23 protein-coding genes and 3 tRNA genes are annotated in these 25,836 nt (G+C 47.0%); 4 read left to right on the top strand and 22 right to left on the bottom strand.

Translation table 11 applies throughout. The annotated features are described in order from the left end of the window. Nucleotides 1-23 precede the first annotated feature (23 nt). The 11 genes from H9Q77_RS05845 to H9Q77_RS05795 form a co-directional block, all read right to left on the bottom strand. Nucleotides 24-1,028: a deoxyguanosinetriphosphate triphosphohydrolase gene (locus H9Q77_RS05845; protein WP_118546461.1), complete on the bottom strand. Its 1,005-nt coding sequence runs from the start codon at nt 1,026-1,028 to the stop codon at nt 24-26. Between the two features lie 90 nt (nt 1,029-1,118). Then, nucleotides 1,119-2,027, bottom strand: coding sequence for an alpha/beta hydrolase (locus tag H9Q77_RS05840; RefSeq protein ID WP_022153216.1), 909 nt, complete (start codon nt 2,025-2,027; stop codon nt 1,119-1,121). Between the two features lie 12 nt (nt 2,028-2,039). Further along, complete coding sequence (locus H9Q77_RS05835; protein WP_118550580.1) at nt 2,040-2,744, bottom strand: DUF6320 domain-containing protein; 705 nt, start codon at nt 2,742-2,744, stop codon at nt 2,040-2,042. 30 nt (nt 2,745-2,774) lie between these two features. Next, nucleotides 2,775-4,067: an alcohol acetyltransferase gene (locus tag H9Q77_RS05830; protein ID WP_249326818.1), complete on the bottom strand. Its 1,293-nt coding sequence runs from the start codon at nt 4,065-4,067 to the stop codon at nt 2,775-2,777. Nucleotides 4,068-4,310: 243 nt separating this feature from the next. Further along, nucleotides 4,311-4,394 (bottom strand) — tRNA-Leu (locus H9Q77_RS05825). A 129-nt stretch (nt 4,395-4,523) separates the two neighbouring features. Beyond that, nucleotides 4,524-4,607, bottom strand: a tRNA-Leu gene (locus tag H9Q77_RS05820). A 286-nt stretch (nt 4,608-4,893) separates the two neighbouring features. Then, nucleotides 4,894-5,664: a flagellar filament capping protein FliD gene (gene fliD / locus H9Q77_RS05815; protein ID WP_249326816.1), complete on the bottom strand. Its 771-nt coding sequence runs from the start codon at nt 5,662-5,664 to the stop codon at nt 4,894-4,896. Nucleotides 5,665-5,804: 140 nt separating this feature from the next. Further along, nucleotides 5,805-7,616: a bifunctional homocysteine S-methyltransferase/methylenetetrahydrofolate reductase gene (locus tag H9Q77_RS05810; protein WP_249326814.1), complete on the bottom strand. Its 1,812-nt coding sequence runs from the start codon at nt 7,614-7,616 to the stop codon at nt 5,805-5,807. A gap of 157 nt (nt 7,617-7,773) precedes the next feature. Continuing rightward, nucleotides 7,774-8,919 (bottom strand): lactaldehyde reductase, encoded by a 1,146-nt coding sequence (gene fucO, locus H9Q77_RS05805; RefSeq protein ID WP_249326812.1) that lies wholly within the window; start codon nt 8,917-8,919, stop codon nt 7,774-7,776. 171 nt (nt 8,920-9,090) lie between these two features. Continuing rightward, nucleotides 9,091-9,663: a TetR/AcrR family transcriptional regulator C-terminal domain-containing protein gene (locus tag H9Q77_RS05800; protein WP_249326811.1), complete on the bottom strand. Its 573-nt coding sequence runs from the start codon at nt 9,661-9,663 to the stop codon at nt 9,091-9,093. A gap of 12 nt (nt 9,664-9,675) precedes the next feature. Then, nucleotides 9,676-10,092 (bottom strand): C-GCAxxG-C-C family protein, encoded by a 417-nt coding sequence (locus tag H9Q77_RS05795; RefSeq protein WP_249326809.1) that lies wholly within the window; start codon nt 10,090-10,092, stop codon nt 9,676-9,678. Nucleotides 10,093-10,324: 232 nt separating this feature from the next. On the opposite strand from H9Q77_RS05795, the gene H9Q77_RS05790 reads away from it, so the two are divergent. Further along, nucleotides 10,325-10,408 (top strand) — tRNA-Leu (locus H9Q77_RS05790). Between the two features lie 157 nt (nt 10,409-10,565). Here H9Q77_RS05790 and H9Q77_RS05785 read toward each other — a convergent pair. The 4 genes from H9Q77_RS05785 to H9Q77_RS05775 all read right to left on the bottom strand — a co-directional run bounded on the left by H9Q77_RS05785 (nt 10,566) and on the right by H9Q77_RS05775 (nt 12,139). Beyond that, entirely contained in the window at nt 10,566-11,213 is a 648-nt protein-coding gene (locus tag H9Q77_RS05785) for a hypothetical protein (RefSeq protein WP_249326808.1), read from the bottom strand. 75 nt (nt 11,214-11,288) lie between these two features. Beyond that, nucleotides 11,289-11,375 (bottom strand): hypothetical protein, encoded by an 87-nt coding sequence (locus H9Q77_RS16940; RefSeq protein ID WP_408641169.1) that lies wholly within the window; start codon nt 11,373-11,375, stop codon nt 11,289-11,291. A 93-nt stretch (nt 11,376-11,468) separates the two neighbouring features. Further along, nucleotides 11,469-11,687 (bottom strand): aspartate dehydrogenase, encoded by a 219-nt coding sequence (locus H9Q77_RS05780; protein ID WP_117466856.1) that lies wholly within the window; start codon nt 11,685-11,687, stop codon nt 11,469-11,471. Continuing rightward, on the bottom strand, nt 11,684-12,139 hold the full coding sequence (locus tag H9Q77_RS05775) for a YaiI/YqxD family protein (protein WP_249326806.1): 456 nt from the start codon (nt 12,137-12,139) through the stop codon (nt 11,684-11,686). Before H9Q77_RS05775 ends, H9Q77_RS05780 begins: the two co-directional genes overlap by 4 nt. A gap of 324 nt (nt 12,140-12,463) precedes the next feature. On the opposite strand from H9Q77_RS05775, the gene H9Q77_RS05770 reads away from it, so the two are divergent. Then, a complete protein-coding gene (locus tag H9Q77_RS05770; RefSeq protein ID WP_249326805.1) occupies nt 12,464-13,729 on the top strand; it encodes a hypothetical protein in 1,266 nt (421 codons plus the stop codon). Further along, on the top strand, nt 13,722-13,907 hold the full coding sequence (locus H9Q77_RS05765) for a hypothetical protein (protein WP_249326803.1): 186 nt from the start codon (nt 13,722-13,724) through the stop codon (nt 13,905-13,907). Before H9Q77_RS05770 ends, H9Q77_RS05765 begins: the two co-directional genes overlap by 8 nt. 189 nt (nt 13,908-14,096) lie before the next feature. Here the strand turns inward: H9Q77_RS05765 and H9Q77_RS05760 are convergent, their stop codons facing one another. Both H9Q77_RS05760 and ftsH read right to left on the bottom strand, forming a co-directional pair. Then, nucleotides 14,097-16,370 (bottom strand): extracellular solute-binding protein, encoded by a 2,274-nt coding sequence (locus tag H9Q77_RS05760; protein WP_249326802.1) that lies wholly within the window; start codon nt 16,368-16,370, stop codon nt 14,097-14,099. A gap of 178 nt (nt 16,371-16,548) precedes the next feature. Further along, nucleotides 16,549-18,372: an ATP-dependent zinc metalloprotease FtsH gene (ftsH, locus tag H9Q77_RS05755; RefSeq protein ID WP_249326800.1), complete on the bottom strand. Its 1,824-nt coding sequence runs from the start codon at nt 18,370-18,372 to the stop codon at nt 16,549-16,551. A 213-nt stretch (nt 18,373-18,585) separates the two neighbouring features. Here ftsH and H9Q77_RS05750 point away from each other — a divergent pair, with 213 nt between their 5' ends. Then, nucleotides 18,586-19,647, top strand: a complete 1,062-nt coding sequence (locus H9Q77_RS05750; protein WP_249326798.1) for a lysylphosphatidylglycerol synthase transmembrane domain-containing protein — start codon at nt 18,586-18,588, stop codon at nt 19,645-19,647. A gap of 96 nt (nt 19,648-19,743) precedes the next feature. On the opposite strand, the gene ftsZ is transcribed toward H9Q77_RS05750, so the two are convergent. From ftsZ to murD, 5 genes are all read right to left on the bottom strand, one after another. Continuing rightward, complete coding sequence (gene ftsZ, locus H9Q77_RS05745) at nt 19,744-20,940, bottom strand: cell division protein FtsZ (RefSeq protein WP_118546491.1); 1,197 nt, start codon at nt 20,938-20,940, stop codon at nt 19,744-19,746. A 101-nt stretch (nt 20,941-21,041) separates the two neighbouring features. After that, entirely contained in the window at nt 21,042-21,647 is a 606-nt protein-coding gene (locus H9Q77_RS05740) for a cell division protein FtsQ/DivIB (RefSeq protein WP_249326797.1), read from the bottom strand. A 121-nt stretch (nt 21,648-21,768) separates the two neighbouring features. After that, the gene (murA, locus tag H9Q77_RS05735) at nt 21,769-23,046 is read right to left on the bottom strand and encodes a UDP-N-acetylglucosamine 1-carboxyvinyltransferase (protein WP_118693794.1); all 1,278 of its coding nucleotides are present in this window, start codon (nt 23,044-23,046) and stop codon (nt 21,769-21,771) included. 69 nt (nt 23,047-23,115) lie between these two features. Next, nucleotides 23,116-24,285, bottom strand: coding sequence for an FtsW/RodA/SpoVE family cell cycle protein (locus tag H9Q77_RS05730; protein WP_118550557.1), 1,170 nt, complete (start codon nt 24,283-24,285; stop codon nt 23,116-23,118). Nucleotides 24,286-24,341: 56 nt separating this feature from the next. Continuing rightward, nucleotides 24,342-25,709 carry a UDP-N-acetylmuramoyl-L-alanine--D-glutamate ligase gene (gene murD, locus H9Q77_RS05725; RefSeq protein ID WP_249326795.1) on the bottom strand — a complete coding sequence of 456 codons (1,368 nt, stop codon included), beginning with the start codon at nt 25,707-25,709 and terminating at the stop codon, nt 24,342-24,344. Between the last annotated feature and the right edge of the window lie 127 nt (nt 25,710-25,836).

The raw sequence follows: 25,836 nt of genomic DNA, 5'->3' as shown, positions 1-25,836 counted from the left end.
TTACTCCGTTTTATTGTAATACACTATCGCTGCCAGGATTTCGGTATGTAGATGTCTTCATAGACCGCTATGGCAAAGCGGTCCGTCATGGCTCCCACATAGTCACAGACTACCTTCTCTCTCGGCTCTCCGACAGAGAGGAGATTCAGGTATTCCTCCGGCAGATCATCCAGATGTTTCAGGAAATGTTGATATAACGTCTCCATCAGCATCTCCGCCTTTCCCTCTTCACTTTTGGCGATGGGATTTTTATAGACTCTCTCAAACATGAACTGTCGGATCTTCGTCATGGCTTCCGCCACCGGTTCCGACATCAGGATATCATCCTTGTCCATACTGTTGGTTACAATATCATGAATAAAGTGATCCAGTCTCTCAGTGGGGCTGCTGCCGATCACTTCACAGATCTCCTTCGGGACATCTGCCTCCGTGAGAATTCCTCCCCGGATGGCATCATCCATATCATGATGAATATAGGCGATCTTATCGGAAAGTCTGACGATCTTGCCTTCCAATGTATGAGGCTTGCCAATGGTCTGATGGTTCCGGATACCGTCACGTACTTCATACGTCAGATTCAGTCCCTTACCGTCCTTTTCCAGAATATCCACGGTACGGACACTCTGCTCTGCATGCTCGAATCCAAACGGACAGACTCTGTTCAGAGCCCGCTCTCCCGCATGTCCGAACGGTGTATGTCCCAGATCATGCCCCAGTGCAATTGCCTCCACCAGATCCTCGTTCAGCTTCAGAGCCTTTGCTATGGTTCTGGCTGTCTGGGATACCTCCAGTGTATGCGTCAGTCTGGTCCGATAGTGGTCTCCCTCCGGTGTCAGAAACACCTGTGTTTTATCCTTCAGTCTGCGGAATGCCTTGCAGTGGATAATACGGTCTCTGTCCCGTTGAAATACCGGCCGGATATCACACTGTTCCTCAGGCTTCAACCGTCCCTTTGAATTTACACTCAGGGATGCGTACGGACTTAAATAATCCTTTTCCCATTGTTCCAAGCTTTCTCTGATCGTCATAGTTCCTCCTGCCCCTACTTCTAATATTCTGTGCCTGTCCGGAAAATCCTTTTCCCGGGTTCAAAATTTTTAACTAAATTTTGAACCCGGCTATCTGCACACAGAATAAATGAATTCCGCACTTTTATCCATGGCCTCATTGGCCCTTTTGAAGGGTGACATCTGAAAGACATGCCACATCCCGGGGAAACGATCCATATGAGCGGACACGCCGGCCTTGATCAGGTTCTTGTAGAGCCGCAGAGAATCGTCTAATAATATCTCATTCTCTCCAACCTGAATGTAGACGGGCGGGAATCCGCGGAAATCGCCATACAGCGGAGAAATATAAGGATCCGTCAGGTCTCTGTCGGGAGCATAGGCTTTCGTCATGCGGTCGATGTATTCTCTGTCCAGTACAGGATCCACTTCCGCCTTGGTCTGGAACGTCTTGCCTTCGCCGGTGAGATCCGTCCAGGGGGACATCAGTACGATGCCTCTCGGAAGCAGACGCTCCTGCTCCTTTAATTTCAGCACCAGGGACAGTGCCAGATTACCGCCGGCAGAATCTCCTGTAACGATGACGTCTCTCGCTCCGTAGCCCAAAAGCATCAGATAATTCCAGGCCTTCATGGCATCCTCCGTGGCTGCCGGGTAAGGATGCTCCGGAGCCAGCCGGTAGTCAAAGCACAACACATCCATAGAAGTGCCCGATGCCAGTTTGGAGGTCAGAGTTCTGGCATAGATGCTGCTGCCGGTGGAATATCCTCCTCCATGACAATGCAGGATCACATACTTTTTCATATGTGCACGATTCACGCTGACCCATTCCGCATCCATTCCCTCAATATCCACCGGGCGGTATTGAATCTCCTTACTGTTCCCCAACAGTTCTCCGATATGATCCTGGGATTGTCTGTGCTTTTCCAGATCCGGGTTTTCCACCAGTCCATGTGCCCTGCGGATCAGCTGCATTAGATTCTGATTATTCTTTTCACTGTTTTTTCCTACCAGTGCCATAAATTCCTCCTGTTAAAAATGAAGCCGTCTGCGTACTGCATTGCGCAGTCTTCTCCGGGACAAAAGTGTCGCGATCGTAATGTCCACGATCACACAGATCGTCAGCACGATCGCCGACCACCGAAGTTCAATGCCAAGTCCCAGGAAACGGTCGATAAGAATTTCCAGTCCCACACACAATACTGCTACTCCGGAGATCAGGTATAGAGCTCCCGTAAGGAATGACATCGGAAGCTTACGGATACAAAAAATCACCGCTTCTACCACCGCTATGACAAGCAGCACCACCGGAATGCCCAATCCATAAAACCAGCCACTCTGTCCCGTCAGATAGGTCAGCAGATACAGATACACGATCACCGCCACACCGTCTAACAGAATCGACAGATAAACAGGCTGTCTCGTATAGATGACTACAGGGATCATGATCACCCACAATACCAGGAAGACTCCGATCACCGCAAGGGACCAGAGACTGCTCCGGAATACAAGTACGTTCAAAAGTCCGCAGGTCACTGCCGTTGCCAGTACGATCACAGTCAGCAGTACCCCCAGATCTTTTCTTTTTACTACTTCCACCTGACCTTTTTCCTTCGGAAAAGGAGACGGCTGCGTAGACGGTTCCGGTGCTTTCGGATTATAGACCGGAGTATCGCACAGCGGACACTTTGTTGCCGAAGCATCCAGTTCCACACCACAATTCACACAATATGACATAATTGCTTCCTTTCTCTCTGTCAAAGCGATTTATCGATTACTTTCTATTTTTACATGAATGCCATCCTGTACCAGCTTGCGGAAAAACAGCCGCTCTACATCGGTCTCTGCAATACTGCTGGCAAAATTGATCGTCAGAATATCCTCAAAACTGGCAATGGCACAGTTCGTTCTCGTGGAAAAAGGCTGTCCCATATAAATATCAAACCGTTCAATATATGGCTTCATAGTCTCCGGGACCTTCAGAGCTCCCATGTTGGTCAGGCCTGCCGAAGAATTCTTATCCTGAATCTTGGTATAGAACTGGCGGACCACCAGATCTTTAATAAACAGCGGCACAATACGGATGAAAGGATTCCTCTGGGTCTCCGCGTTCGTAGTGATATCGCCCCGCAGCAACTTTTCATTCAGATAATAGCGCATGTAGTTATGCACCTGTGTCACAATTTCTTCGAAAGTGTACTCTCCCAGTCTGGGGTCGATCCCCGGGTAGATCATGGTGATAAAATTCCTCAGGGTCCTGGATGGGAAAAAGCGGCGCAGGTTCACCGGCATGGCAATTTTTACCGGTCGGAGCTTCAAATGCCATTCACTCTCCTGCTTCTGCATCAGGGCATAGAGCAGAACCGAATTCAGATATTCGGTAATGGTAGCATTATAGCTTTTCGCTACCTGCATCACCTCCGCCACTGACATAATACCGTCTATAATGTTCAGCGTATAGAAAGGTTCCTTCGTCCCCCTGACACGATAAGTCTTCTCTCCCGGCCTGGGTGGACAGACTTTGGCGTTGGCATATTTCATATAAGCATCTTCCAGCTCTCCCGGGTCCGGGATCCCCAGAATGTCCAATACGAATCCTCCATTTTCAATCTCTGAATGTCCCTTCAGACGCAGATAAGTGGCTGTCAGTGTCTGCAGCACACACATTCCGCCGGTGCCGTCTCCCAGACTGTGATGCGCCTCCAGTGCGATCCGGTTACGATAGTAATAGATTCTTACCAGATACCGGTTATTGCCTTTAAAATGCATGGGCTGGCAGGGGTTCTTTACATCCTCCTGCACAAAAGGGCCGGGTCTGTCATTCGGTTCCAGATATCGCCAGAATACACCCTTCCGAATTGCCGCTTTATACGTCGGAAAACGAGGCATCGTCAGATTCACCGCACGCTGCAGTATTTCCGGGTCTATATCTTCTTTTAACAGCACAGACAATCGATACACGGAAGAGAAATCTCTCCTCTGCAATGTAGGATATACGATTGCCGACAAGTCCAGTTTGTACCAATCCTTGTGTACCTTCTGTATTTGGTCTGTCTTCATTCTGTCTCACCTTCTTAATTCTAGTATAACAGTTTCTAAATAACTACACCATTCACGTAGAATATTTTTCTGAGAGTGCAGGATAAAAAACGTAGGCGTAGCGGGCTACGCTGAGGATTTTTAGCCTGTGCTATCGGGAAAATAGGCAAGTGATATGGGGTAGTTAATTTAAAACTGTTATACTAGATACAGCAAAATTCTATATACAACAAAGGCGGCAACCTTTCGGTCACCGCCATGTGATGCAGAAAGAGGGACTTGAACCCTCATGGTATCACTACCACACGGACCTGAACCGTGCGCGTCTGCCAATTCCGCCATTTCTGCGAACAAGATGTATCTTACAGTATTTGTTTCAAAATGTCAACACTATTTTTCAAATAATTTAAAAAACTTTCGGATATGATCGTAGCCGGAAAAATAAAAGCGGCAATCTTATGATCACCGCTCATGTGATGCAGAAAGAGGGACTTGAACCCTCATGGTATCACTACCACACGGACCTGAACCGTGCGCGTCTGCCAATTCCGCCATTTCTGCGAACAAGTGTATCTTACAACACTTGTCGGTAAATGTCAATATTATTTTTCAAATAATTTAAAAAATATATAAAATAGCGAATATATTGATGTCGGGGTCAAAATCCCCCGACTTTGATGCCTACGGATTGTTCCGTGCTACGCACTCCCACAATCCTACCCATTATTCGCATATCGTGGGATTATCATCCCACTTTTATGCTCATATCAGGGCGGGTCCTAAGGTCTTTCACCCACCTATGAGCAAGCTCATGTGGGCTTAGACCTTTTGACCCTGGCATCATATATCACATATAAGAGTTGAACAGGTTGCCTGCATTATAAAGGCCGGTATATCCTGCGCTTCCGGTGTACAGACTGCTTCTGGTGGAAGCATGATCTGCTGCGAAATTGATCATGGAGCTCTGTGCGGATACACGGTAGCCGTAGGAACCATTTCCCTGAAACAGACTCTTTACCGTAGACATATCCGCTTTCATAAAAGCATCCTTATCCAGGGATAAGGTACCGTCATTTTTCATAGTGATACCGATCTTCGCCAGCTGCTTGCTATTGGCAATGGTAGTATTCCCCAGAGATTCCGTGCGGTTGTTCACTGTGGTATCGCTCACATCATCCACAGCAGCCATCACGCTATTGTAATTTGTCACAAAGCTGTTCACCGCACTGTAGATTGCGTCAGTGTCGTACTCCTTGGTGGTACTCTCCACACCATTCTCATCTTTGGTAGTGATATCCTTCTGGGTGAACAGATCCTTTTTACCGGTCGCTAGCAATGCATCTGCGGACTCCTTCAGAGCATCTGTCGTGGTCTCTACCTTCGCCAGCGCCTTCTTCGCAGTATCTGTCGCGGTATCTTTCTTCGTAATGGTGGAAGCTGCGGTCTTGCTATCGCCGCTGTCCTTGGCATAGTATGCCTTCATCAGCTTCCCGTAGCTGCCGTTCTTAATACTTGCATAATCTGCCAGCCAGTTGCCGCTTAGCGCATTGGATGCAGAGGAACTCAGTCTGGAAAACAGAAAAGAATAATTCGTTTTTGCCTGAATATTAATACTCATCACAGTCACCTCCGTGTTAACTGTTTTGAATCAGCCTTTCAGCCATAAGCTCTTTGTTACTAATTACAGTATACTACTTACTTCGGATGATTCCAAGATTTATTAACGCTTTTTTTGATCGGTTTTTGAAAAACATCCCATTAATGCAGTATTTTTTCCAGCATAGTCACCCGATTGAAGGGGAAAGAGAAATAATAGCCGTCCGCGAAGTCCTCCGTCATGTCGATCACTTCCTTCGCCAACTGTACGCCGGCCTGTTCTCCCTCTTCTCTGGTCATATCCGCACGGTATCTCGCCAGCACTTCGTCCGTCACATCGATGCCAGCCATCTCATTTTTCATAAATGTGGCATTTTTAAGGCTCACAAACGGCATGATGCCACAGAGTATCCTGGCTCCGGTCTCCTCTTTGATCCGGCGCACTCTGTCCGCGCTCTCCTTCGTGGATATGGGCTGCGTCAGGAAAAATGTGGCTCCTGCCGCCATTTTCTTCTTCACTCTGCCGATCTCCACTTCCAGATTCCGTCTGCCCTGATTGATGGCACCGCCGTAGCTTACCGGTGCCTGTGCAAACTGCTCTTCGTTCATGTCCGCAAGGATCTGCATGAGACCTACGGAGTCAAAATTGAACACACTCTTTACCGTAGTACGCACCATGGAGGGGATCGGGTCGCCGGTGATCACAAGGAAATTGTGAATACCATTGATATAAGCTCCTAATAGTTGGGAACGCATAGCGATGGCATTTTTATCACGACAGCAGATATGAGGCATGACACACATACCGGTCTCCCGCGCTACCTTTTCCGCCATGAGAATAGAATCCGCTCTGGTACGTCCCGAGGGGGAATCCGGAAAAGTCAGTACATCCACACCGCTTCTCTGCAGCAGATGTGCGGCATCCATCAGTTTTTCATCGTCAATACCCGCAGGGGGTGCCAGTTCGACGGCGATCAGTTTCTTCCCGCCTTCTGCTTCCTTTATATGGTAAAAAGAGTGATCCTCTGTGCCAGCCTGTTTTTTCTCCGGTTCTGCCTTTTCCTGTGTCTGCGGATACTGGGTAAAGTCCAGCTTTCCCGCAAGATCTGAGATATATTCCGGTGTCGTACCGCAACAGCCGCCTGCCATATCCACACCAAGAGCTATCATCTGCTGCATTCTGTCTACAAAATATTCTCTGTTATCCCCGGTGAAGATCATGCGTCCGGTGACCATCTGCGGGTAACCGGCATTCGGAAGGGCTGTGAGGAATTTATCTGCGGGCTTATAAAGTGTCTGCAGGATCCGGTACATATGAGAAGGACCCACGCCGCAGTTAAAGCCCACGGCATCGATCTCTTTTATCGCTCCCGCTCTCTGCAACAGCTTTCTGGCACTTAAGCCTGCATTGCTGTAACCGAACTGGTTCACAGAGAATTGTACCGTAATAAATGCCTGTTCCCCGATCATTTTGATCGCAGGCAGGAGCTCTTCCATCTCGGAAAATGTTTCAAAGACAAAAAAGTCCACGCCTTCTTCCAGAAAAATACGGCAGATCTCTTCGTATTCGCGGCATAAAGTATCCTTCTGCGCCGGCGCATCACAAGGGATCTGTCCGATATCTCCGGCGATATAGACTTCTTTCGTCTCACCGGTGCGTTCTCTCCACGCAACCATCGCCTCTCTCGCCAGGCGTACGCCGCTTCGCAGAGTCTCCTCGATCTGTTCTTTGGACATATCCATGCAGAAGCTGTTGGCTGCGAAGGTGTTGGTACGCAGAATCTGCGCTCCCGCTTCGAGGTACTCCGTATGAATCTCCTTCACCCGTTCCGGGGCTTCCAGATTCGCCAGCTCCGGCAGCTGTTTCGTATCGTATTTTCCTCCGTAATAAGTTCCGAAGGCTCCGTCAAAGAGAAGCTTTTTCTGTTGGATCCTTTCACGGATCTGCTCTTTGGTATGTTTTGTATTGCCCATTATTGTTTCCTTTGTCCTGTTGATTTCATCCATTTTTCTTTTAAAAACGAGCAGGTCTGCTCTCGCAAGCCTGCTCGTTTCTTAGCATGCCGTAACTATTCAGAATAGTTACAGCATACCATATTATTTTCCGGAAAAACAGTAGCAAATTTAATGATTACATTAACTTGCGGAACAATGCGGTCAGATCCTCTACACTTGCATCCTTGGGGTTACCGGGTGCGCAGGCATCTGCATGTGCGGACTCTGCGAGGAAAGGAAGATCCTCTTCCTTCAGTGCTTCCAGCTTGGAAGGAATACCAACATCCTCAGACAGCTTACGGACAGCATCTACAGCAGCCTTACGGTAGGTAGCTTGATCCATCTGATCTACACCTTCCACACCCATAGCACGGGCGATCTCACGATACTTTTCACCGGTGCAGTCAGCATTATATTCCATAACGATAGGAAGCATCATTGCGCAGGCAACACCATGAGGGGTATCATATACGGCACCCAGGGTATGTGCCATGGAATGAGCGATACCGAGTCCTACGTTGGAGAAGCCCATACCGGCAATGTACTGACCCAGAGCCATGCCTTCGCGGCCTTCCTTAGTATTAGCTACCGCGCCGCGCAGGGACTTGGAAATGATCTCGATGGCTTTCAGATGGAACATATCGGTCATCTCCCAGGCTGCCTTGGTGGTGTAACCTTCAATTGCATGGGTCAGTGCATCCATACCGGTGGAAGCGGTCAGACCCTTAGGCATAGAAGACATCATCTCGGGATCTACCACAGCAATGATAGGCATATCATGAGGGTCTACGCATACGAACTTACGCTTGCGCTCTACATCGGTGATAACGTAGTTAATCGTAACCTCTGCTGCGGTACCTGCTGTGGTGGGCACTGCGATAATGGGAACGCAGGGCTTCCTGGTAGGTGCTACGCCCTCCAGGCTGCGTACATCTTCGAATTCAGGGTTTGCAATGATGATGCCGATGGCTTTGGAGGTATCCATGGAGGAGCCGCCGCCGATGGCGATGATATAGTCTGCGCCGGATGCCTTGAAAGCAGCCACACCGTTTTTCACATTGTCAATGGTGGGGTTCGCCTTAATATCGGAATAAATTTCATAAGCAAGACCTTCCTTGTCCAGCAGATCGGTTACCTTTCCGGTCACACCGAACTTGATCAGATCCGGATCGGAACATACGAATGCTTTCTGAAAAGCATGAGCCTTTGCTTCGGTTACGATTTCTGCGATTGCTCCTACACCGTGATAAGATGTCTGGTTGAGCATAATTCTGTTTGCCATGATACATAATCTCCTTTCGACATAAAAACGATCTTATTGATAATTTTATTCTAACTGTAAACATCACATAAAGAAAGTGACAGTTTTCCCTGACTGTCACTTTTTACAGAAATTTCATATTTTATCCACTACTTTTGTTAATTTTTCACAAATATTTTTGGTTATTTTTACTCAACGTAATACGCCTAACTGCCGAAATAATTCTGTCACCGGTGCCGGAAATGCACTTACTAGCAGCGCCGCCATCTGCTCCGGGGTTTTCTCCTTCGGAGCGAAGATCCATTCCACGGTCATATCAATGGAACCTCTGCAATAGAGCCGCAGAGGGAATAAAATATTCTCTTCGGGCTGTCTGCCGGTCTTACGCCTGATCAGTTGTGTATAGAAATCCAGGATCAGTTCGTAGTCATGTTCCCTCAGGGAATTGTGGTCGTCCGAGCGGAATGCTCCCGCGAAAAAGACCCTCTCCTTCTGAATAAATTCAAACTTTCTGGTTAAACCTTCGTATACGGTAAGCCCATCCCCCATCTGTGCAAAAGATTCCAGTAAGAGCTTATCAAAATACCAGTTGATCAGGTCGTATTTGTCCTGGAAGTTCCGATAAAAGGTCTGTCTCGTCACACCGCAGGTCTGCACGATCTGTGTCACGGTCATGGCATCGGTGCCGGAAGCCGCCATACACTTTTTTGCTGCTTCCGCCAGGCGGTATTTTGTTTTATCCGCTGAAGTTTCTTTTGTATTCATTTCGTCTTACCTCTAATCTACTACCGTTCCTGGCGTTACATAGCTTTCCGGTAATTCCGCTTCCAGAAAAGCTGCAGCATCCCTGACGCAGTCCAGGCATTCTCTCTTCACCACACCGTCGGTAATGCCCTTTAATTCCTTACAGATCACTGTCCCGTTCTGTTCCTTGAAACGGTTGATGATCTTCCGGGAGCCCTGCATTGTCCGCTGCGGATTCTTGTTGATCAGTCCCAGAATATTGACCGCACCGATGACGGCTCCACAGGTAGCTTCCATGCTGCCACCAACGCCTGCCGCGAAGCCCTGGGTAAGATTCCTCACTGTCTCCTCGTCAATTCCCGCCAGATCACAGTACGTGCACGCCACTGCCTGCGCACAGTTGTAACCACACATTTTTCTCTCTGCTGCCTGTTCCACTCTTGATTCCATAATTGTTGTTCCTTTTCGTTTGTATTTTCCGATAGCCGTCTATGCCATATTTCTTATTGATTATTATAGCAGAAATTAAAAAATGGTAAAAGGAAAATAATACTCATTATTCCAAACTGTTTTAAGTGTATAAAAAATTCCTACAAATTTTAAAATCATGTTGACATTGCCGTGGGAAGATGTTATTATCATTCTTGCGTGATGCGAGATGATTATTATTTTGTATCGCTATGCGGAAGTGTCGGAATTGGCAGACGAGCAAGACTAAGGATCTTGTGGTAGCAATACCGTGTGGGTTCAAGTCCCATCTTCCGCATTATTTTTTTACTTTAAAAAGCTCAGGGATAGGGTGTTCCTGAGTTTTTTTCATTTGTAAAAATAATGATATTAGGGTGAGACTCTTTCAAGCTGCCTTCTCTCTGTGAATAATCTACCAAGGATCTGTGTCGGCCCTTCAGCATTTTCAGTTAAGTTCAATCTTCTGACCAATACTTCATTGAAATAGGTTCTATTACAACTGCAATTATATTATCATTTTGATCTACTCTAAATCTAAATGCATAAAAGTAGTCTTTGGTTGAATCAATTTTTAAGAAATAATTATATGCTCCGGAGTCCTTTAACCCATCATGTGAGAATACATCTTTAATATCTGCGGAACGCTGCTTTGTATCTCCATATAATTCAATTACTTTGTCTATACTGTCTCCAAGTTTGATGCCTCTTACTGTACTTTCTATTACATTACCATCATCTGTAAATTCACCTGATACTATCATGTTTGCATTATCGGCAAGCATGTATGCAGCCTCATCATTTCCCGCCTCTACATATTCATTATATGTATCATATCCCAAAAAACTAAATGCAAGGTCTTTTTCTGAAAGCGGCTCTGCTTCTTCTATGTTGGTTACTTCTGTGGTCTTTTCTGCCTCTGTTGATTCGTCTTTCGCTTCTGCTTCACTTGTGTTATCTTCTACTACCTCAGTGCTTTCTATTGTCTCCGTGGTTGTTTCTGTAAGTTCTACTTGTGCAGATTCAACAGCAGTGGGAATGGGTTCTGCTGTCGCTGTAGTTTCCTGTTTTCCGCAGGAAGCAAACGATAAAATACATATTGTCATCAGTGCTAAAATAATTTTTCTTTTCTTAGTCTGTTCCTCGCTCTATAAAATCAATTACTCTTCTATACCACCGCACTACTCACTTTCTTCAATTGCATCAGGCGATTTTTCCAGCCTTTTAAGCCATTTGGTTATCGATCCGTTCTGAAGGACCCCTTCCAGTGCTCCACTGCAGAATCTTTCCGCCCTAACCGCCCCATAATCAAATCCAGTACAGCCTGTCCATTCAGTTCATCTATGTTGGCATTAGACATCTCAGTATTCCTTCGCAATCTCTTCCTCAATTCCATACATCGTTTTAAATGTCTCAAGATCCTCTGCCCTGCGGATCAGCATGACTTCTTCGAATTTTCCCGTATGGATATCCTTGAATCCCGCCACCTGTTCGCCGTTGCAGATGCTGGCTTTGATGACAGGTTTTTGATTGCTCCGGTCGTAAGTCTTCTTTTCGCTTTTCTTTGAAAAAAGTATCATTCTGATTCCTCCAGTGCTGCTTTTACCATCCGTTCAAAGGATTGTGCGAACCTCTCGTCATCCTCTCCTGTCCGCTTCTTCGGACCTTTGAAATGATTTTTCTGAGAAGCACGTCTTGCCTTTTTATTCAGATGTCTTTCCATGAGCATCTGATCAATATTCTCATCCGTGTACCATTTGCCGGACTGGTGGATTGCGTAGGCTCCCTTACCAAGTGCCATAGCTGCCACGCCATAATCCTGAGATACCACGATATCTCCCCTGTGGCAGAGACTGATCAATTTATAATCCACTGCATCCGCGCCGGCTCCCACGACTATCACCTCACTGTAACCGGAAGTCAGCACATGGTTAGTATCACACAGAAGTGTTACCGGAATCTGATATTTTATTGCTGTTTTTTCCACTATGTCCACCACCGGACAGGCATCCGCATCCACATAAATCTGCATAAGTAAATTCTCCACCGCCTTTCTTATACTTAAAATTATAGCGGCTTTATCCTATGTTTACAAGTTACTTTCCTGTGGGAATCGACTGTAGAACACCAGTCACACGATATGAGAAATTGTGCAAAAAACTTCTATGCTTAGTATTCACTTTGGCATAGAAGTTCTTTGGCTGCAATAAATATGTGTTTTAAATACTCATTGTAATATATCCTTTTTGCATATATTATTTTATATATAATTATATATATCCTTTTTGCATATTCCTTATAGTTATATCTTTTTTCACTGCTTTCATTTATGATGAGCACAAAGGAGGTAATTCATATGTTTCATACTGCGACGAATGAAAAAATCGGCAACCATCTTGCTGATTTGATAAAACAAAGTAAATATAAGAGTGACCGTCAATTTGGGATAGCTTACTTCAAACAACGCTATCATTTTGATCCCTCTCCTGAGGAAATTCAAAAAACCCAAAACCGCATCTGTCAGATCAAAAAAGGCAATAAGGGCATACAAATCGAAGATCTTCCTATTTTTTCGGAACTTCTTCAGGTATCTATTGAGGATATTCTAAGTGCCGGAGCTGTTCTGGCACCTATTTCCAACAGAACTACCAATTACTCCATTGCCTGTTCCAAGGATCCCTCTGAATGGAAAGCATACCTCCAACGAGAGGACAAACCCGTCTTAAATCCTGACGAATTCAATAAAACCATCATTGATTATGCCTTAGAGGTTGGTAATTATTCTTTTTTGAAATATCTCATGGATAGCCACTACATTTGGTTTGTTGGAAATGATCCGGGCGAATATTACATTGGTTTTGGTGCTGGAACCAGCATAGAAAGAAGGGAAATCGGATTTACTGATATTCTTGACATTACATTAAAAGAATCTGACGATCTCCGTTTTAAAATGATTACTCTCGCTATAAAAAACAACGATTTTGATGTGCTGGATCAGTTGCATGCCAGAGAACTTCCGATGCTTTATACATTAGGTTGTATGTATGCTTTTCATCCGCGCAGCGATGAACTTCCAAGTTCTCAAAACATAGATAATATGATACAATGTATTGCTTCCAGTTCCAAAGGAACTCTTAATTACTTTTTTGAAAATTTTGAAATTACCCCTTCTCGTCCACGACAAGAAAGTAGTTCCTTTATTTTTCCGTATTCAGGAGCTGTTCTTGATATCATGATTCGACAAAAAAACAGGAACGTTTCTTATATTTTGGAAAAAGTAATTACATACAATAAATCTATATTAAAAAAATTATTACAGTTAACGAATAACAGTATAAAAAACCTCACGGCCTTTTACGAAAGTGCTAACGGTTCTTTCTATAGCAATTCCCATTATATACATGAAGCATGGAAAAATTATTATTTTTATCCTCAAACAGGGTTCGTGGCTTATACAACTCCTGTATATTTAAAACCATACCACGGATTCATCACCAATGTAGTTCATGTTACGGCAAAGTCATCCGATTCAGAAATACAATTTCTTATTGATGAATTGAATGAAACCTATGACACATTTAACCAATATTTTAATAAAAAGGAGAATCCACAAGATGTGTAACTCTATTTTTAATTATGACGACGGCAATTTTATCTATCCTACTTCCGACAACATGGGGGTTGATTCAGAGGGGAATCTTCATATGCGTATGGGTGACAATATGTCTATGAATCTGGAAACCGGTGAACTTCACATAACTTCCGGTTGGAATGACAATGCTGACGAGGATGATTTCTGATATATACTTTTTTTCCTGGTCCTATTACCGCCTCAAAATCCAATGCAATAATTTCGGCGGTAATAATCTAGCAAATATAGAAAATTGCAAGGAACGTACCGCTTGCACAGACACTGTTGCCAGTCAGGCGGTATTATGCTGAAAAAGAGGTGTGCCGGTTAGGGCACATCTCTTTTTAAGGGCGGAGCGCTACTCCGCCAGATACATCTTCAAGCTTCCTTCCACAGCATCCATGGCTTCCTCCACACTCGCCTGCCCGTTTAGGTATGCCTGTAAACTCTCAGTCAGGGAAGTCTCGATCTGAGTATCTTCCTTGAGGCACAGGGTTGCTGCCCTACACAGCTCCGTCAGATGGTTCGCTGTCTCCTCAGAGTAGGATTTGATGGCGAACTCTACGGTGCTGCCGTCGATATCATAGGTGGTATAGGCTTCCGCCATGCTGCGGTCTGCTGCAGCCTGCGTCTCCAACGCTTTTGCATTGACAGGAAAACCCTCATAGGTATCCACGCTCTGTAATTCTTCGGACAGAGCAAAACGCAGGAAGTCTTTTGCCGTCTCCACATGCTCACTCCGGCTGTTGATTCCAATGACCATCTTCGGATAAAATGCATTTTCCACGGATACCACATTGGCATTCAACAGTTCTGCCACAGCATAGGGTGTCATTGCCTGATTAAAGCCGTCAGTCTCCTGAAGTACCAGCTTCACATCAGATCCCAGATCCCAGATATTCGCTGCACGGCCTTCTTTTCTGGAAGGCAGGATGCCGCAGTTATCCGCAATCTTCTTTAAATCTTCCAGCCAGGGACGTAAGGTATCACAATTCACCTGACGGTTCTGTAAAATATCATCCACGATCAGGGGATAGAACTCTTCCACCAGTTCGCCGCAGGTACGGTCTCCCAGATAACTCTCCGTCTTTCCGGATACCGCCTTTGCAATAGCGTCCATGCTGCTCATTTCCTTCGGCTGCACATCCCTGCCGACAGCTAACAATAATCCGAATTGCAGCGGCACCGCATACCGTCTTCCATCCGCCTCTTCATAGGCTGTTGTAATGTTGGAAAGCAGAGTTCCGTCCTCTTCCATGGGTTGCAATATCTCCTGCAGATCAAACAGCAAGCCCTTAGAGGCATATGTGTCCAGTTTCAGATGATCCATCACCATGAGATCCGGTCCGTTGCCGGAGGTCAGGGAAGTGTTCAGATCCTGATAGATCTGCTGATAATCCGCATTTCCGCTGTATTTATCCGTCATGGAGATTGCCGCATCCACATGGATCAGTACCTCCGGATGCTGCTTATGATACTGCACCGCAGCCTGCTGTAAAAAGAAGCTCTCCTCCACGGTATACAGCGTCAGTTCTTCGGTCACCTCTGTCACCGCGTCAGGATCATACCGATAAATCATTATTTTATCCCCGCTCTCACTTCCAAACCACGCGTATACACTGCCATCCGACAGCGCCACAATATCCCTGCACCACTGATCCGACAGAGAAAAACCGGTATCGATTCCCTGAAGCAGCTTCTGCCAGTTGGTATCTCCTGCGTCGCAGCGGAAGAATCCGTCTGCATCCGCCGCATATACTGTGCCGTCTTCCAGCACGCTGAAATAAGCAGAGCTGTAACTGTCCTGGGAAAAGGGAATCTCTCCCTTAGATTTTGCCCCATTGCTTCCGTCCAGCTGCATCTGCAACAGACCGTTCACGTTCCCCTGTTCATCCGCCTGTGCCAGATACAACGTATCTCCCACAGCACTGACCCACTTATTATCCGACAGACTGCCACTGTCTGTCAGGCTGTCGCTCTCCTGGCTGCTCACCAGGCTTCCGTCCTGTGCCAGTACAACATCCAGGGAAAAATAAGACAGTCCCACTAACAATCCGTCCTCCGTCATTGTCACATACTGTGGCGTATCATAGAACCGATAGCCATCCATATCCATAGGCTCCAGCCACTTCTGTGGTGTAATATCCAGCGCACTGCCGTCCGCTTCCTTCCACAGATGTGCGGAAGAGTTCTCCTCGTCCCGGTAACAGTTACCGTACAGGTACTGATTCCCCTCCGCATCCTGTAACAGTGTAAAACTGTCACTACTCTCCAGATTCTTTCCCTCGGGAAGCACCTTCAGCCAGTCCTTCGTCACTTCCGTCAGAGTATCTCCTTCTCCCAGCTTCCATTCCTCCAGAGTGGTCTGTCCTTCCGATCCTCCTGCCACGAGAAAATGTAATTCATCACCCGAACGGAAGATCTGGCTGATATTTTTGTCCTTCCATTCCTCCGGAAGTGAGAGTTCCGTCTCTACATATCGTCCTTTCTGCACTTCCTCAGGTGACGCTGCAATCTGCTGATCGTTCTTATTCCCACACCCGGTGAACAGTCCCATGACGATCGCCATACAGGTTGCCAGTGCGATTCCTTTTTGCATGTTATTGTTATTCAAATAGTTTCTGTTTTGCATCTTTCTCTCCCATTCTGCTGTGTCGTTTCACAACTTTTTCTTACAGGAAAAGTATAGCGGTTTCTTTTTTAAGATAACAGCAGGCAAGGGTTAAGATGCCTTTACCATATGATTAAGATTTTCTTAACGCAAAACGGAACCGGCACAAACGCCGATTCCGTCTTCTCCGGGAACCCTTTTAGGAATTCAATATCTTCATAAATTCTTCTCCGGTAATGGTCTCTTTTTCATATAAATACTGAGACAGTTCATCCAGTTTAGCACGATTTTCCATCAGGATCTGTCCTGCCTTCTCATGCTGTTTTTTCACCAGTTCCACCACTTCCTTATCGATGGCTGTCTGGGTCTCCATGGAACAGGTCAGGGCGGAATCTCCACCCAGATACTGGTTCGTCACAGTCTCCATGGCTACCATGTCAAAATCTTTGCTCATACCGTAGCGGGTGATCATGCCTCTGGCAAGCTTGGTAGCCTGTTCGATATCGTTGGAAGCTCCGGTGGTCACAGACCCGAAAGCGATCTCTTCCGCGGCGCGTCCGCCGGTCAGTGTGGCAATCTTATTCTCCATCTCTTCCTTGCTCATCAGATAATGATTGCCTTCCTCTTCCACCTGCATGGTATAACCCAGTGCACCGGAAGTACGGGGAACAATGGTGATCTTCTGTACCGGTGCGGAATTGGTCTGCTTCGCTGCCACCAGTGCGTGTCCGATCTCATGGTATGCCACGATCCGCTTTTCCTTATCTGTAAGGATGGCATTCTTTTTCTGATAACCGGCAATGACTACTTCAATACTCTCTTCTAAGTCTGCCTGGGTTGCGAACTTACGTCCATCTCTGACTGCCCTAAGAGCTGCCTCATTGACAATATTGGCAAGCTCTGCGCCGGAGGCTCCGGATGCCATACGGGCGATCTTATTGAAATCTACATTATCTGCGACTTTGATCTTGCGGGCATGCACTTTCAGGATTTCTTCTCTTCCTTTCAGGTCGGGAAGCTCTACCGGCACCCGTCTGTCAAAACGTCCGGGACGTAGCAGTGCCGGATCCAGACTCTCCGGACGGTTAGTGGCTGCCAGAATGATAACGCCGTTGTTGCCTTCGAAGCCATCCATCTCTGTTAACAGCTGGTTCAGTGTCTGTTCTCTCTCATCGTTACCGCCCACCTGTCCGTCACGTTTTTTACCGATGGCATCGATCTCATCGATAAATACGATACAGGGAGCCTTTTCCTTCGCCTGTTTGAACAGGTCTCTGACCTTGGAGGCACCCATACCTACGAACATTTCCACGAATTCCGAACCTGACATGGAGAAAAAGGGAACATTGGCTTCTCCGGCTACTGCCTTGGCTAACATCGTCTTACCGGTTCCGGGAGGGCCTACTAAGAGGATACCCTTCGGCATGGAAGCACCGATCTCTTTGTATTTGTCGGGGTCGTGCAGGTATTCCACGATCTCTGTCAGATTTTCCTTCGCCTCATCCTCTCCTGCCACATCGGTGAACTTAATACCGTTGGAAGACTTCACATAGACCTTCGCATTGCTCTTGCCCATGCCTCCCATGCCGAACATCATGGAGTCGCCGCCAGCTTTTTTCGCCATCTGACGGTACATCAATTGTCCGAAGCCAATAATGATGATCAAAGGCAGCAGCCAGCTGATCAGAAAGCTTAAAATCGGCGATGCTTCCTCCACGATCTCACTGGAGAATTTTGCCCCGCTGTCATACAGTCTCTGCGTTCTGTCCGGATCATCCATCAGACCGGTTTTGTAGATGGTCTTGTCATCTTTTGCGGTAAACACGATCTGATTATCCTGGACCTGTACCTCGTCGATCTGTTTATCATAAGTCATCTGCATAAAAGTGTTGTAATCCACTTCCTTCACTGCCCGCTGTACGATCTGCGGTACCAGAAGACTGTTGATCAGCATGATCGCCACCAACGCGATCAGATAGTAAAATATAAACGGTTTTTTATTAGGTTGTTTTACTTCCTGCATATAGGATTCCTTCCTCATTCTTGTAAGATGGTCTAAAACTGTTGGAATAAATCAATCATAGCTATTTTGTGCCGGACAATCAATATTTAATCTGTTACCTTATTCTAAAAAAAGAATAAACTTCAGCGTGAAAAAGGCTACGTTTTCTCAGATTTGTTTCTTTTCCTTCTCCCTAAAAAGAGAGACAATGAGACTATAATAAAGGAGGGAGCGATGATGCGTCATGATTCGGGTAAAGTGTTGAGCCCTATATTGAAATATCTTTTGAAATTACTGTTTGTCTGCCTGTTGCTGGGCATTCTGTATTATAGCTTCAAGGATTCCATGGAAGATATGATCACAGAGCTTTCCAAAGTCTCCCCGCAGGTCATCCTTGTTCTATTCCTCAGTGTGATTCTCTATCACCTCTGCGAAGGGCACATCACCTGGCTGATCGTGCATAAAACACACCCGGAATATCCCCGCCTGAAGGGATTCTGTAATGCTTTCTACTGCTCTTTCTATAAGACAGCCACTCTGGGCAGCGGTTCCGGCATCGCAGGAATCTATTACCTGAACAAAGCCGGTATCCCGGTTCCCAATGCCACCGGCATGTACTTTTTCCAATATATTGTCCACAAGGTCTCTATGGCAGTCTATAGTCTGCTATTGTTTTTGGCAACCTATGGATTTATTCATGCTTCATTTGCCGATTATCAATGTTATATCCTGCTGGGATTTGCAGGTGTCTGTGTGATTGCAGGAGTTTTGTTAGCAGTGGCTACCGTTCCCTGGATGCAGACTGCCTGTAATCTGCTGGCCAACCGGTTCCGTGCAAAGCATCCCTCCTGGGAGGAAAAACTCACCGATGCCGGGCATAAGCTTGCCCTGCTACAGGCGGAAAGCCGGTCTCTGTTACGAGATCCATTACTGCTACTTCGATTGTTTCTGTGTAATGTATTAAAATTCACTACCTGGTATATCATCCCCTGGATCGTGTTCTGCAATTCTCTTAGAGGAGAATCCGGCGATCTGCCCTTTTCTTTCCTGCAATGTTTTGCTCTGACCTCCCTCAGCCAGTCGCTGGCGGGGGTCATCCCCACTCCGGCGGGGATCGGATCCGTAGAAGCCGTCTTCACATTGCTGTTCCGGCGTCTCCTGCCGGAGGCCAAAGCCCTGTCTGCCGTGCTTCTCTACCGGTTCACCACCATGCTGTTACCCTGTGCCATTGGTGCCTTTTTCGTACTGGGTGAGAGGATTGTCTCCTTACACAGGAAAAAGAGAACGGCAGACTAATATACTTTCCTAAAATCTCCACGCAAAACAAGCCACAACACAGTATTCTGTGTCGTGGCTCTTATTATGTTCCGTTATTATAAAAAATGATAAGTATTACTTTTTCTGCAGGAAATCAGGAATCTTCAGAGATTTCTCTTCTACAGAGCTTCTGATATCTGTAGGCTTATGAATACCGGGCACCGGCTGTATGGGTCTCGGAGCCTGTCCTCCCTGTCCCTGGGATGTCGTAGGAGCGGTAGACTGTATATTCATTCCCTTCAGAGAACTGGGAGTCATATGGGAAGCAGGCTGTCTGAAAGCAACTCCGCCGCCCAGACGATTCTGTACCACACTGTTGGCCTTATCTTCCAGACCGGTAGCGATCACGGTGATCGTACAGCTATCGGACTTGGACTCATCGTACATAGCGCCGAAGATGATATTGACATCATCTCCTGCCAGTTCCTGTACATAGCTTGCTGCATCGGATGCATCTGCCAGAGTGATATCTCCGGAGATATTGATAATGACATGGGTTGCACCGGAAATGGTAGTCTCCAGAAGAGGACTCTCTACTGCCATCTTCACAGCTTCCATTGCCTTATCATCGCCCTTGCCCTCACCGATACCGATGTGAGCAATACCCTTGTCCTTCATAACGGTCTGTACATCAGCGAAGTCCAAATTAATGACAGCGGGAACATTGATCAGATCCGTGATTCCCTGTACTGCCTGCTGCAGAACTTCATCTGCCTTCTTCAAAGCTTCCGGCATTGTGGTACGTCTGTCCACGATCTCCAGCAGCTTATCATTGGGTATCACAATCAGGGTATCCACGTTCTCTTTGATACGCTCGATACCGTTTAAAGCATTTACCATACGTGCCTTTGCCTCAAAACGGAAAGGCTTCGTCACAACACCGACGGTTAAGATGCCCATTTCCTTTGCCAGCTTGGCCACCACCGGAGCTGCTCCGGTTCCGGTACCGCCACCCATACCACAGGTTACGAATACCATATCTGCACCCTTCAGAGCTGCGGAAATCTCCTCCGTACTCTCCTCAGCTGCCTTCTCACCGATCTCAGGCTTGGCTCCCGCACCAAGTCCCTTGGTCAGCTTCTCACCGATCTGTAATAACTTCGGAGCTTTGCAGAGCTGCAATGCCTGCTTATCGGTATTCACCCCGATAAAATCCACTCCGGTAATTTTCTCATCCACCATTCTATTTACAGCGTTATTTCCCGCGCCGCCTACACCGACTACGATGATCTTGGCAGCTGTATCCGCGTCATTCGTCTTAATCTCCAGCAAGGTTAGTTCCTCCTTTTAACCTTTTTCAACTTCACATAGACTATCATATAATCATTTTACAAATTTAGCAACCTATTTTTTCAAAATGTTTCACAAATGTTTCACGCATCCGGCTTGAACGTAAATTTCCCTTTTCCTTCCTCATAATTTTCCATCTGCAGTGTTCCGCTTTTCCCTTCCAGTTGCTCCAAAAATCCCGGCAACAGCTGCAGCTTGTCCTCTAAATGGCTGTTATCACTGCCCATGGCTACTTTGATCTGTCCGAAGTAGATGGTGATCTCTCCGGAAGAATGGAAATAAATCTTGTCCGCAGTCAGCTGATATTTATTCAGAAGCTTTGTCATGTCCATGATCCCGGCAAAAACTTCCGGATTCTCCACCGGAAGCTGTTCTCCCAGGACGATATGATTAAAAGCCAGTCCTGTGATCTGCGGTACTCCCTGGGTCCGGATCCCGGAGCTCTCCACCACGTAACCATCCTTGTCAAAATACATATAAGTATCCAGATATTTCACGTATCCTGCCAGTGCCTTTTCATACACTGTGATTTTAATGGTATCCGGAGCCAGAATCGATACGTTCATGACATCCACAAAGGGAACATCCTGAATTCCTCTGTCACGGTACTTCAGCGACAGATACAGGGAATTATTCCCCAGCGGTCCCGACATCACGATCTTTTTGATCTCATCCTCTGTATAATGCACATTGCCCTCCACATATACAGTACGGACTGTATATACGGAGTGCAATGCGAAAATGCCTCCGCCCAGTATTAGTAGCAAAGCGCTTATGATCACTATTTTTCTGATAACGGTACTTCGGTCTCTATACACTGGTAATACGTGCTCCTAATTCTCTGAAATCTCTGCAGATATTTTCATATCCGCGTTCTATAAAATGTTGTCCCGTCACGAAGCTCTCACCCTCCGCCGCAAGTCCTGCTAAAACCAGTGCTGCCCCACCGCGAAGTTCACAGGCGTCCAGCTGCTCTCCATGAAGGTGTTCCACTCCGGTGATCACCGCGTGCCGTCCGTCTTTTAAGACAATCTGTGCACCCATAAGGTTTAAGGGTTCTGCAATTCGAAAACGGTTCTCGAAAATATTCTCTTCAATATAACTGATTCCCTCTGCCATGGTCAGTACCGCCATCGCCGCCGACTGCAGATCTGTGGGGAATTCCGGGTACGGTCCGGTCTGCAGATGCCCGATACTCTTGGGTCTCACCGGTGCCTGTACGAACAATCCCTCTTCGGAGACGGTACATTGTGCCCCCATTCTCTCCGCAGCCACAGTCACTGCTTCCATCTGGCTCCAGGGTGCCTGATTTAACAGTACACTCCCGCCGCAGCCGATACAGCCAAACAGATACGTTCCTGCCACGATCCGGTCCGTCGGAACTGTATACCGGGTTCCGTGAAGATCTCCGCCGCCATGGATGATAAGTTCCGGACTTCCCATCCCTTCGATCGAAGCCCCACATGCCGTCAGAAATTCACAAAGCGCAATCACTTCCGGCTCTCTGGCTGCACCGGTGATCACAGTATCTCCGGTGGCTTTTACCGCTGCCAGCAAAATATTCTCCGTGGCGCCAACGCTTGGGAACTTCAGTGTAATCTGGGCACCGTGCAGATTTTTTGCCCGTGCGGACAAAAGTCCGTCCTCTTCGAGGAATTCAACACCCATCTGTTCCAGTGCATGAATATGCAGATCAATGGGTCTGTCGCCGATGACACATCCTCCCGGATGTTCCATGGTCACATAACCGCATTTGCCGAGCAATGCTCCCAGCAGACACAGCGATGAGCGCATACCGGTAATGGCTTCTCCGCGCATTCTTCTTGCCTCTGCTCTCTCACAGGGCAGGTCATCTCTGCCTCCCGGCTGTACCCGGATCCCATTCTCCTGCCAGTGTACCATACATCCCAGTTCCCGTAACAGATGTACGAACCGATGCACATCCTCGATCCTCGGGCAATTCTGAATATAGGATACTTCATTGGTAAGAAGCGTTGCTGCCAAAATCGGGAGTGCCGCATTTTTAGACCCTTGTATGCGTACCTTTCCCTGTAGCGGCATGCCGCCCTGTATGCGGATTCCCTTCATACAGCACCATCCCCATTACATAAGATATTCTTATCTTATGCCCCGGGATGCGGTTTCGTACCATGTCTTCTATAGTTCTTTTAACTGGATCCTCCGGGCCACACTTAAGACCAGCCCGATCTCCGCCAAAAGGAACAGCGCCGAAGAACCACCGTAACTGATAAACGGCAGGGAGATTCCGGTATTCGGAATGGAGTTGGTCACAACCGCAATGTTCAGGATCGCCTGGATCGCGATGTGTCCCATAACCCCCACTACCAGCATGGCGCCGAACAGGTCCGGTGCATTGTTGGCAATGACCATCATCCGCCACAACAGCATAATGAACATCAGAATAATGGCAACCGCTCCAAACAATCCCAGTTCCTCACAGATAATGGAGAAGATCATATCGTTCTGTGCCTCAGGCAGGAAGCTTAACTTCTGCATGCTCTGTCCCAGTCCCTTGCCCCAGATGCCACCGCTTCCAATGGCATACAGTGCCTGTAATGTCTGGAATCCTTTGTCCTGCGCCTGACTCTCTGGATTCAGCCACGCCTGGATTCTCGCCAGACGGAACTTGCCACCGATCTTATCTCCCATCTGTACTACCACAAATACCAGCAATGCCGCTGTTGCCACCACGCTTAATCCCATGATAACGAATTTTTTGTAATCGGGACTTGCCACAAATACCATCAGGACGGCAATACCCATAATAATGATGGCAGAACTTAAGTTATCCGTAATGAGATATACACATGCTGCGATTGGCAGTGGTGCGCCCATCATAATGAAAAAGCCTTTCATGGTACGCACGCTTTTTCCCATCTTGCACACCAGACTTGCCAGGAACAGGATCATACACAATTTAGCTACCTCAGCCGGCTGCAGATTGAAGCCCGTATGGGGAATACCGATCCATCTTGTAGCACCGTGGGAGCTGATGCCGAGTGGAGTCTTCACCAGGAAGATCAGGATCATCGACACCACATATCCCAGCATAGCGAACCGTTCCCAGAAATGATACGGGATATTAGCAATGATGATCATTCCCACCAGACCGATGATATTGGCAACCAGCTGTTTCTTCATATAAAAGGCTGCATCTCCATAGGTATCATAAGCCTCATAGGAACTGGCGGAATAGATCATGATCAGACCAAATCCCAGTAAAAACAGCACAATAAAAAGCAGGCTGTAGTCAAAAAAGTATTCCGATTGTTGTTTCTTTTTACGCCTTCTGCGAGCTTCTGCCATGCCTGCTTTTACTCCTTATTTCTATTTTCTATAACATTATTGCTTTTTATTACTTTTTAATCTGCCAGTCCACGGACATATTCCTTGAAAAGCTGTCCTCTGACCTCATAGTTCGGGAACATGCCCCAGCTTGCACAGGCCGGAGACAGAAGAACCGCATCTCCCGGTTCTGCCAGTTCCGTACACAGCTTCAGGCATTCCTCATAAGTATCCGCGAAACGGATCTTATCGAAGCCATGCTTTCTGGCACACTCGGCAATCTTCTCTCTGGTCTGTCCGATGAGGACGAGGCATTTTACCTTGCCGTCAAAGCTGTCGATCCACTCGTCATATTCGCTCTGCTTGTCATAACCTCCGCCGATGAGAACCGTAGGCCTGCTCATGGCTTTGATGCCCTGAATAGCGGCATCGGGATTGGTTCCCTTGGAATCGTTGTAATAATCCACACCGCCCTTGGTGGCTACGAACTCAATTCTGTGCTCCACTGCGTGGAAACCGCGGATCACCGTAAGGATCGTCTCCATGGGTACCTGCATACCCTCTGCGATGGCAATGGCTGCCATAACATTTTCCACATTGCACAGGCCTACCAGATTCATATCTTTATGAATATCCATCAGCTCGTGTTCTTCACCGTTTACGCTCTTGATGATCTTGTCACCACGCAGAAAATAACCGTTTTCCAGTTCCTGATGGGAGGAAAACAATACCGGAGTGGCAGGGCATCTTCCTGCGAAGTCTCTGGTGTAATCATTGTCATAATTCAGTACGCAGATATCTGCCTTCGTCTGCTGGGAAGCCACTGCTTCCTTAGCTGCCACATAGGCTTCCATGGTATGATGTCTGTTCAGGTGATCCGGTGTGATATTCAGGATCGCCGATACCACCGGATGGAATGTATGTATGGTCTCTAACTGGAAAGAACTGATCTCTCCCACAGTAACACTGTCCTTCGAAGTCTTATCTGCTTCCAGGGTATAGGGATTACCGATGTTACCCACCACGAAAGTCTTATCCTTACCGAAGTATGCCTTCATGATCTCACCGGTGAGTGTTGTGGTCGTCGTCTTACCATTGGTGCCGGTAATGGCGATCACTCTGCCCTGCTCCGCAAGGAATCCCAGTTCAATCTCTCCCAGAATCTGAACGCCTCTGTCTCTCATACGGTTCACCAGCGGAATATCCGTAGGTACTCCGGGGCTTAATACTGCTGCCTGAATACTCAGCTCCACATTTTCAGGAAGTTCTCCGGCGATGCAGGCCGCCCGGCTTCCCTCCGGGAGCTTTGCCTTCAGATCTTCCCCTGTCAATTTATCACTGCTGTCATACAGAACCACGTCTGCATGGTTTTTCTCCAATAAGACCACTGCACCGATCCCGCTGACGCCGGAGCCGATGACCAGACATTTTTTTCCTTCTAACATTTTCCTACCATACCTTTCTGTACTTTCTGTAAAAGTCCATCAGTTCATTATAACGCATTCCCGGCGAATGGGGAAGAGAAAAATAGAAGCCCTCCAACATATATATGTCAAAGAGCTCCGGTTCATT

It is taken from the genome of Simiaoa sunii, assembly GCF_014337175.1.
In the GTDB taxonomy this organism is placed as follows: domain Bacteria; phylum Bacillota; class Clostridia; order Lachnospirales; family Lachnospiraceae; genus Acetatifactor; species Acetatifactor intestinalis.
Note: the sequence above shows the minus strand (reverse complement) of the source record. Positions and strands in the feature narration are given on the sequence as shown.

What these genes read in the sequence shown, in the direction of transcription:
- H9Q77_RS05835 (WP_118550580.1), bottom strand. Translation starts at nt 2,744, where the DNA reads ATGTCATATTGTGTGAATTGTGGTGTGGAACTGGATGCTTCGGCAACA.
- fucO (WP_249326812.1), bottom strand. Translation starts at nt 8,919, where the DNA reads ATGGCAAACAGAATTATGCTCAACCAGACATCTTATCACGGTGTAGGA.
- murA (WP_118693794.1), bottom strand. Translation starts at nt 23,046, where the DNA reads ATGAAGGGAATCCGCATACAGGGCGGCATGCCGCTACAGGGAAAGGTA.
- H9Q77_RS05750 (WP_249326798.1), top strand. Translation starts at nt 18,586, where the DNA reads ATGATGCGTCATGATTCGGGTAAAGTGTTGAGCCCTATATTGAAATAT.
- murD (WP_249326795.1), bottom strand. Translation starts at nt 25,709, where the DNA reads ATGTTAGAAGGAAAAAAATGTCTGGTCATCGGCTCCGGCGTCAGCGGG.
- H9Q77_RS05730 (WP_118550557.1), bottom strand. Translation starts at nt 24,285, where the DNA reads ATGGCAGAAGCTCGCAGAAGGCGTAAAAAGAAACAACAATCGGAATAC.
- H9Q77_RS05800 (WP_249326811.1), bottom strand. Translation starts at nt 9,663, where the DNA reads ATGAATACAAAAGAAACTTCAGCGGATAAAACAAAATACCGCCTGGCG.
- H9Q77_RS05780 (WP_117466856.1), bottom strand. Translation starts at nt 11,687, where the DNA reads ATGATACTTTTTTCAAAGAAAAGCGAAAAGAAGACTTACGACCGGAGC.
- H9Q77_RS05765 (WP_249326803.1), top strand. Translation starts at nt 13,722, where the DNA reads ATGTGTAACTCTATTTTTAATTATGACGACGGCAATTTTATCTATCCT.
- H9Q77_RS05810 (WP_249326814.1), bottom strand. Translation starts at nt 7,616, where the DNA reads ATGGGCAATACAAAACATACCAAAGAGCAGATCCGTGAAAGGATCCAA.
- H9Q77_RS05775 (WP_249326806.1), bottom strand. Translation starts at nt 12,139, where the DNA reads ATGCAGATTTATGTGGATGCGGATGCCTGTCCGGTGGTGGACATAGTG.
- ftsH (WP_249326800.1), bottom strand. Translation starts at nt 18,372, where the DNA reads ATGCAGGAAGTAAAACAACCTAATAAAAAACCGTTTATATTTTACTAT.
- H9Q77_RS05770 (WP_249326805.1), top strand. Translation starts at nt 12,464, where the DNA reads ATGTTTCATACTGCGACGAATGAAAAAATCGGCAACCATCTTGCTGAT.
- H9Q77_RS05785 (WP_249326808.1), bottom strand. Translation starts at nt 11,213, where the DNA reads ATGACAATATGTATTTTATCGTTTGCTTCCTGCGGAAAACAGGAAACT.
- H9Q77_RS05795 (WP_249326809.1), bottom strand. Translation starts at nt 10,092, where the DNA reads ATGGAATCAAGAGTGGAACAGGCAGCAGAGAGAAAAATGTGTGGTTAC.
- H9Q77_RS05845 (WP_118546461.1), bottom strand. Translation starts at nt 1,028, where the DNA reads ATGACGATCAGAGAAAGCTTGGAACAATGGGAAAAGGATTATTTAAGT.
- H9Q77_RS05840 (WP_022153216.1), bottom strand. Translation starts at nt 2,027, where the DNA reads ATGGCACTGGTAGGAAAAAACAGTGAAAAGAATAATCAGAATCTAATG.
- H9Q77_RS05760 (WP_249326802.1), bottom strand. Translation starts at nt 16,370, where the DNA reads ATGCAAAACAGAAACTATTTGAATAACAATAACATGCAAAAAGGAATC.
- H9Q77_RS05830 (WP_249326818.1), bottom strand. Translation starts at nt 4,067, where the DNA reads ATGAAGACAGACCAAATACAGAAGGTACACAAGGATTGGTACAAACTG.
- fliD (WP_249326816.1), bottom strand. Translation starts at nt 5,664, where the DNA reads ATGAGTATTAATATTCAGGCAAAAACGAATTATTCTTTTCTGTTTTCC.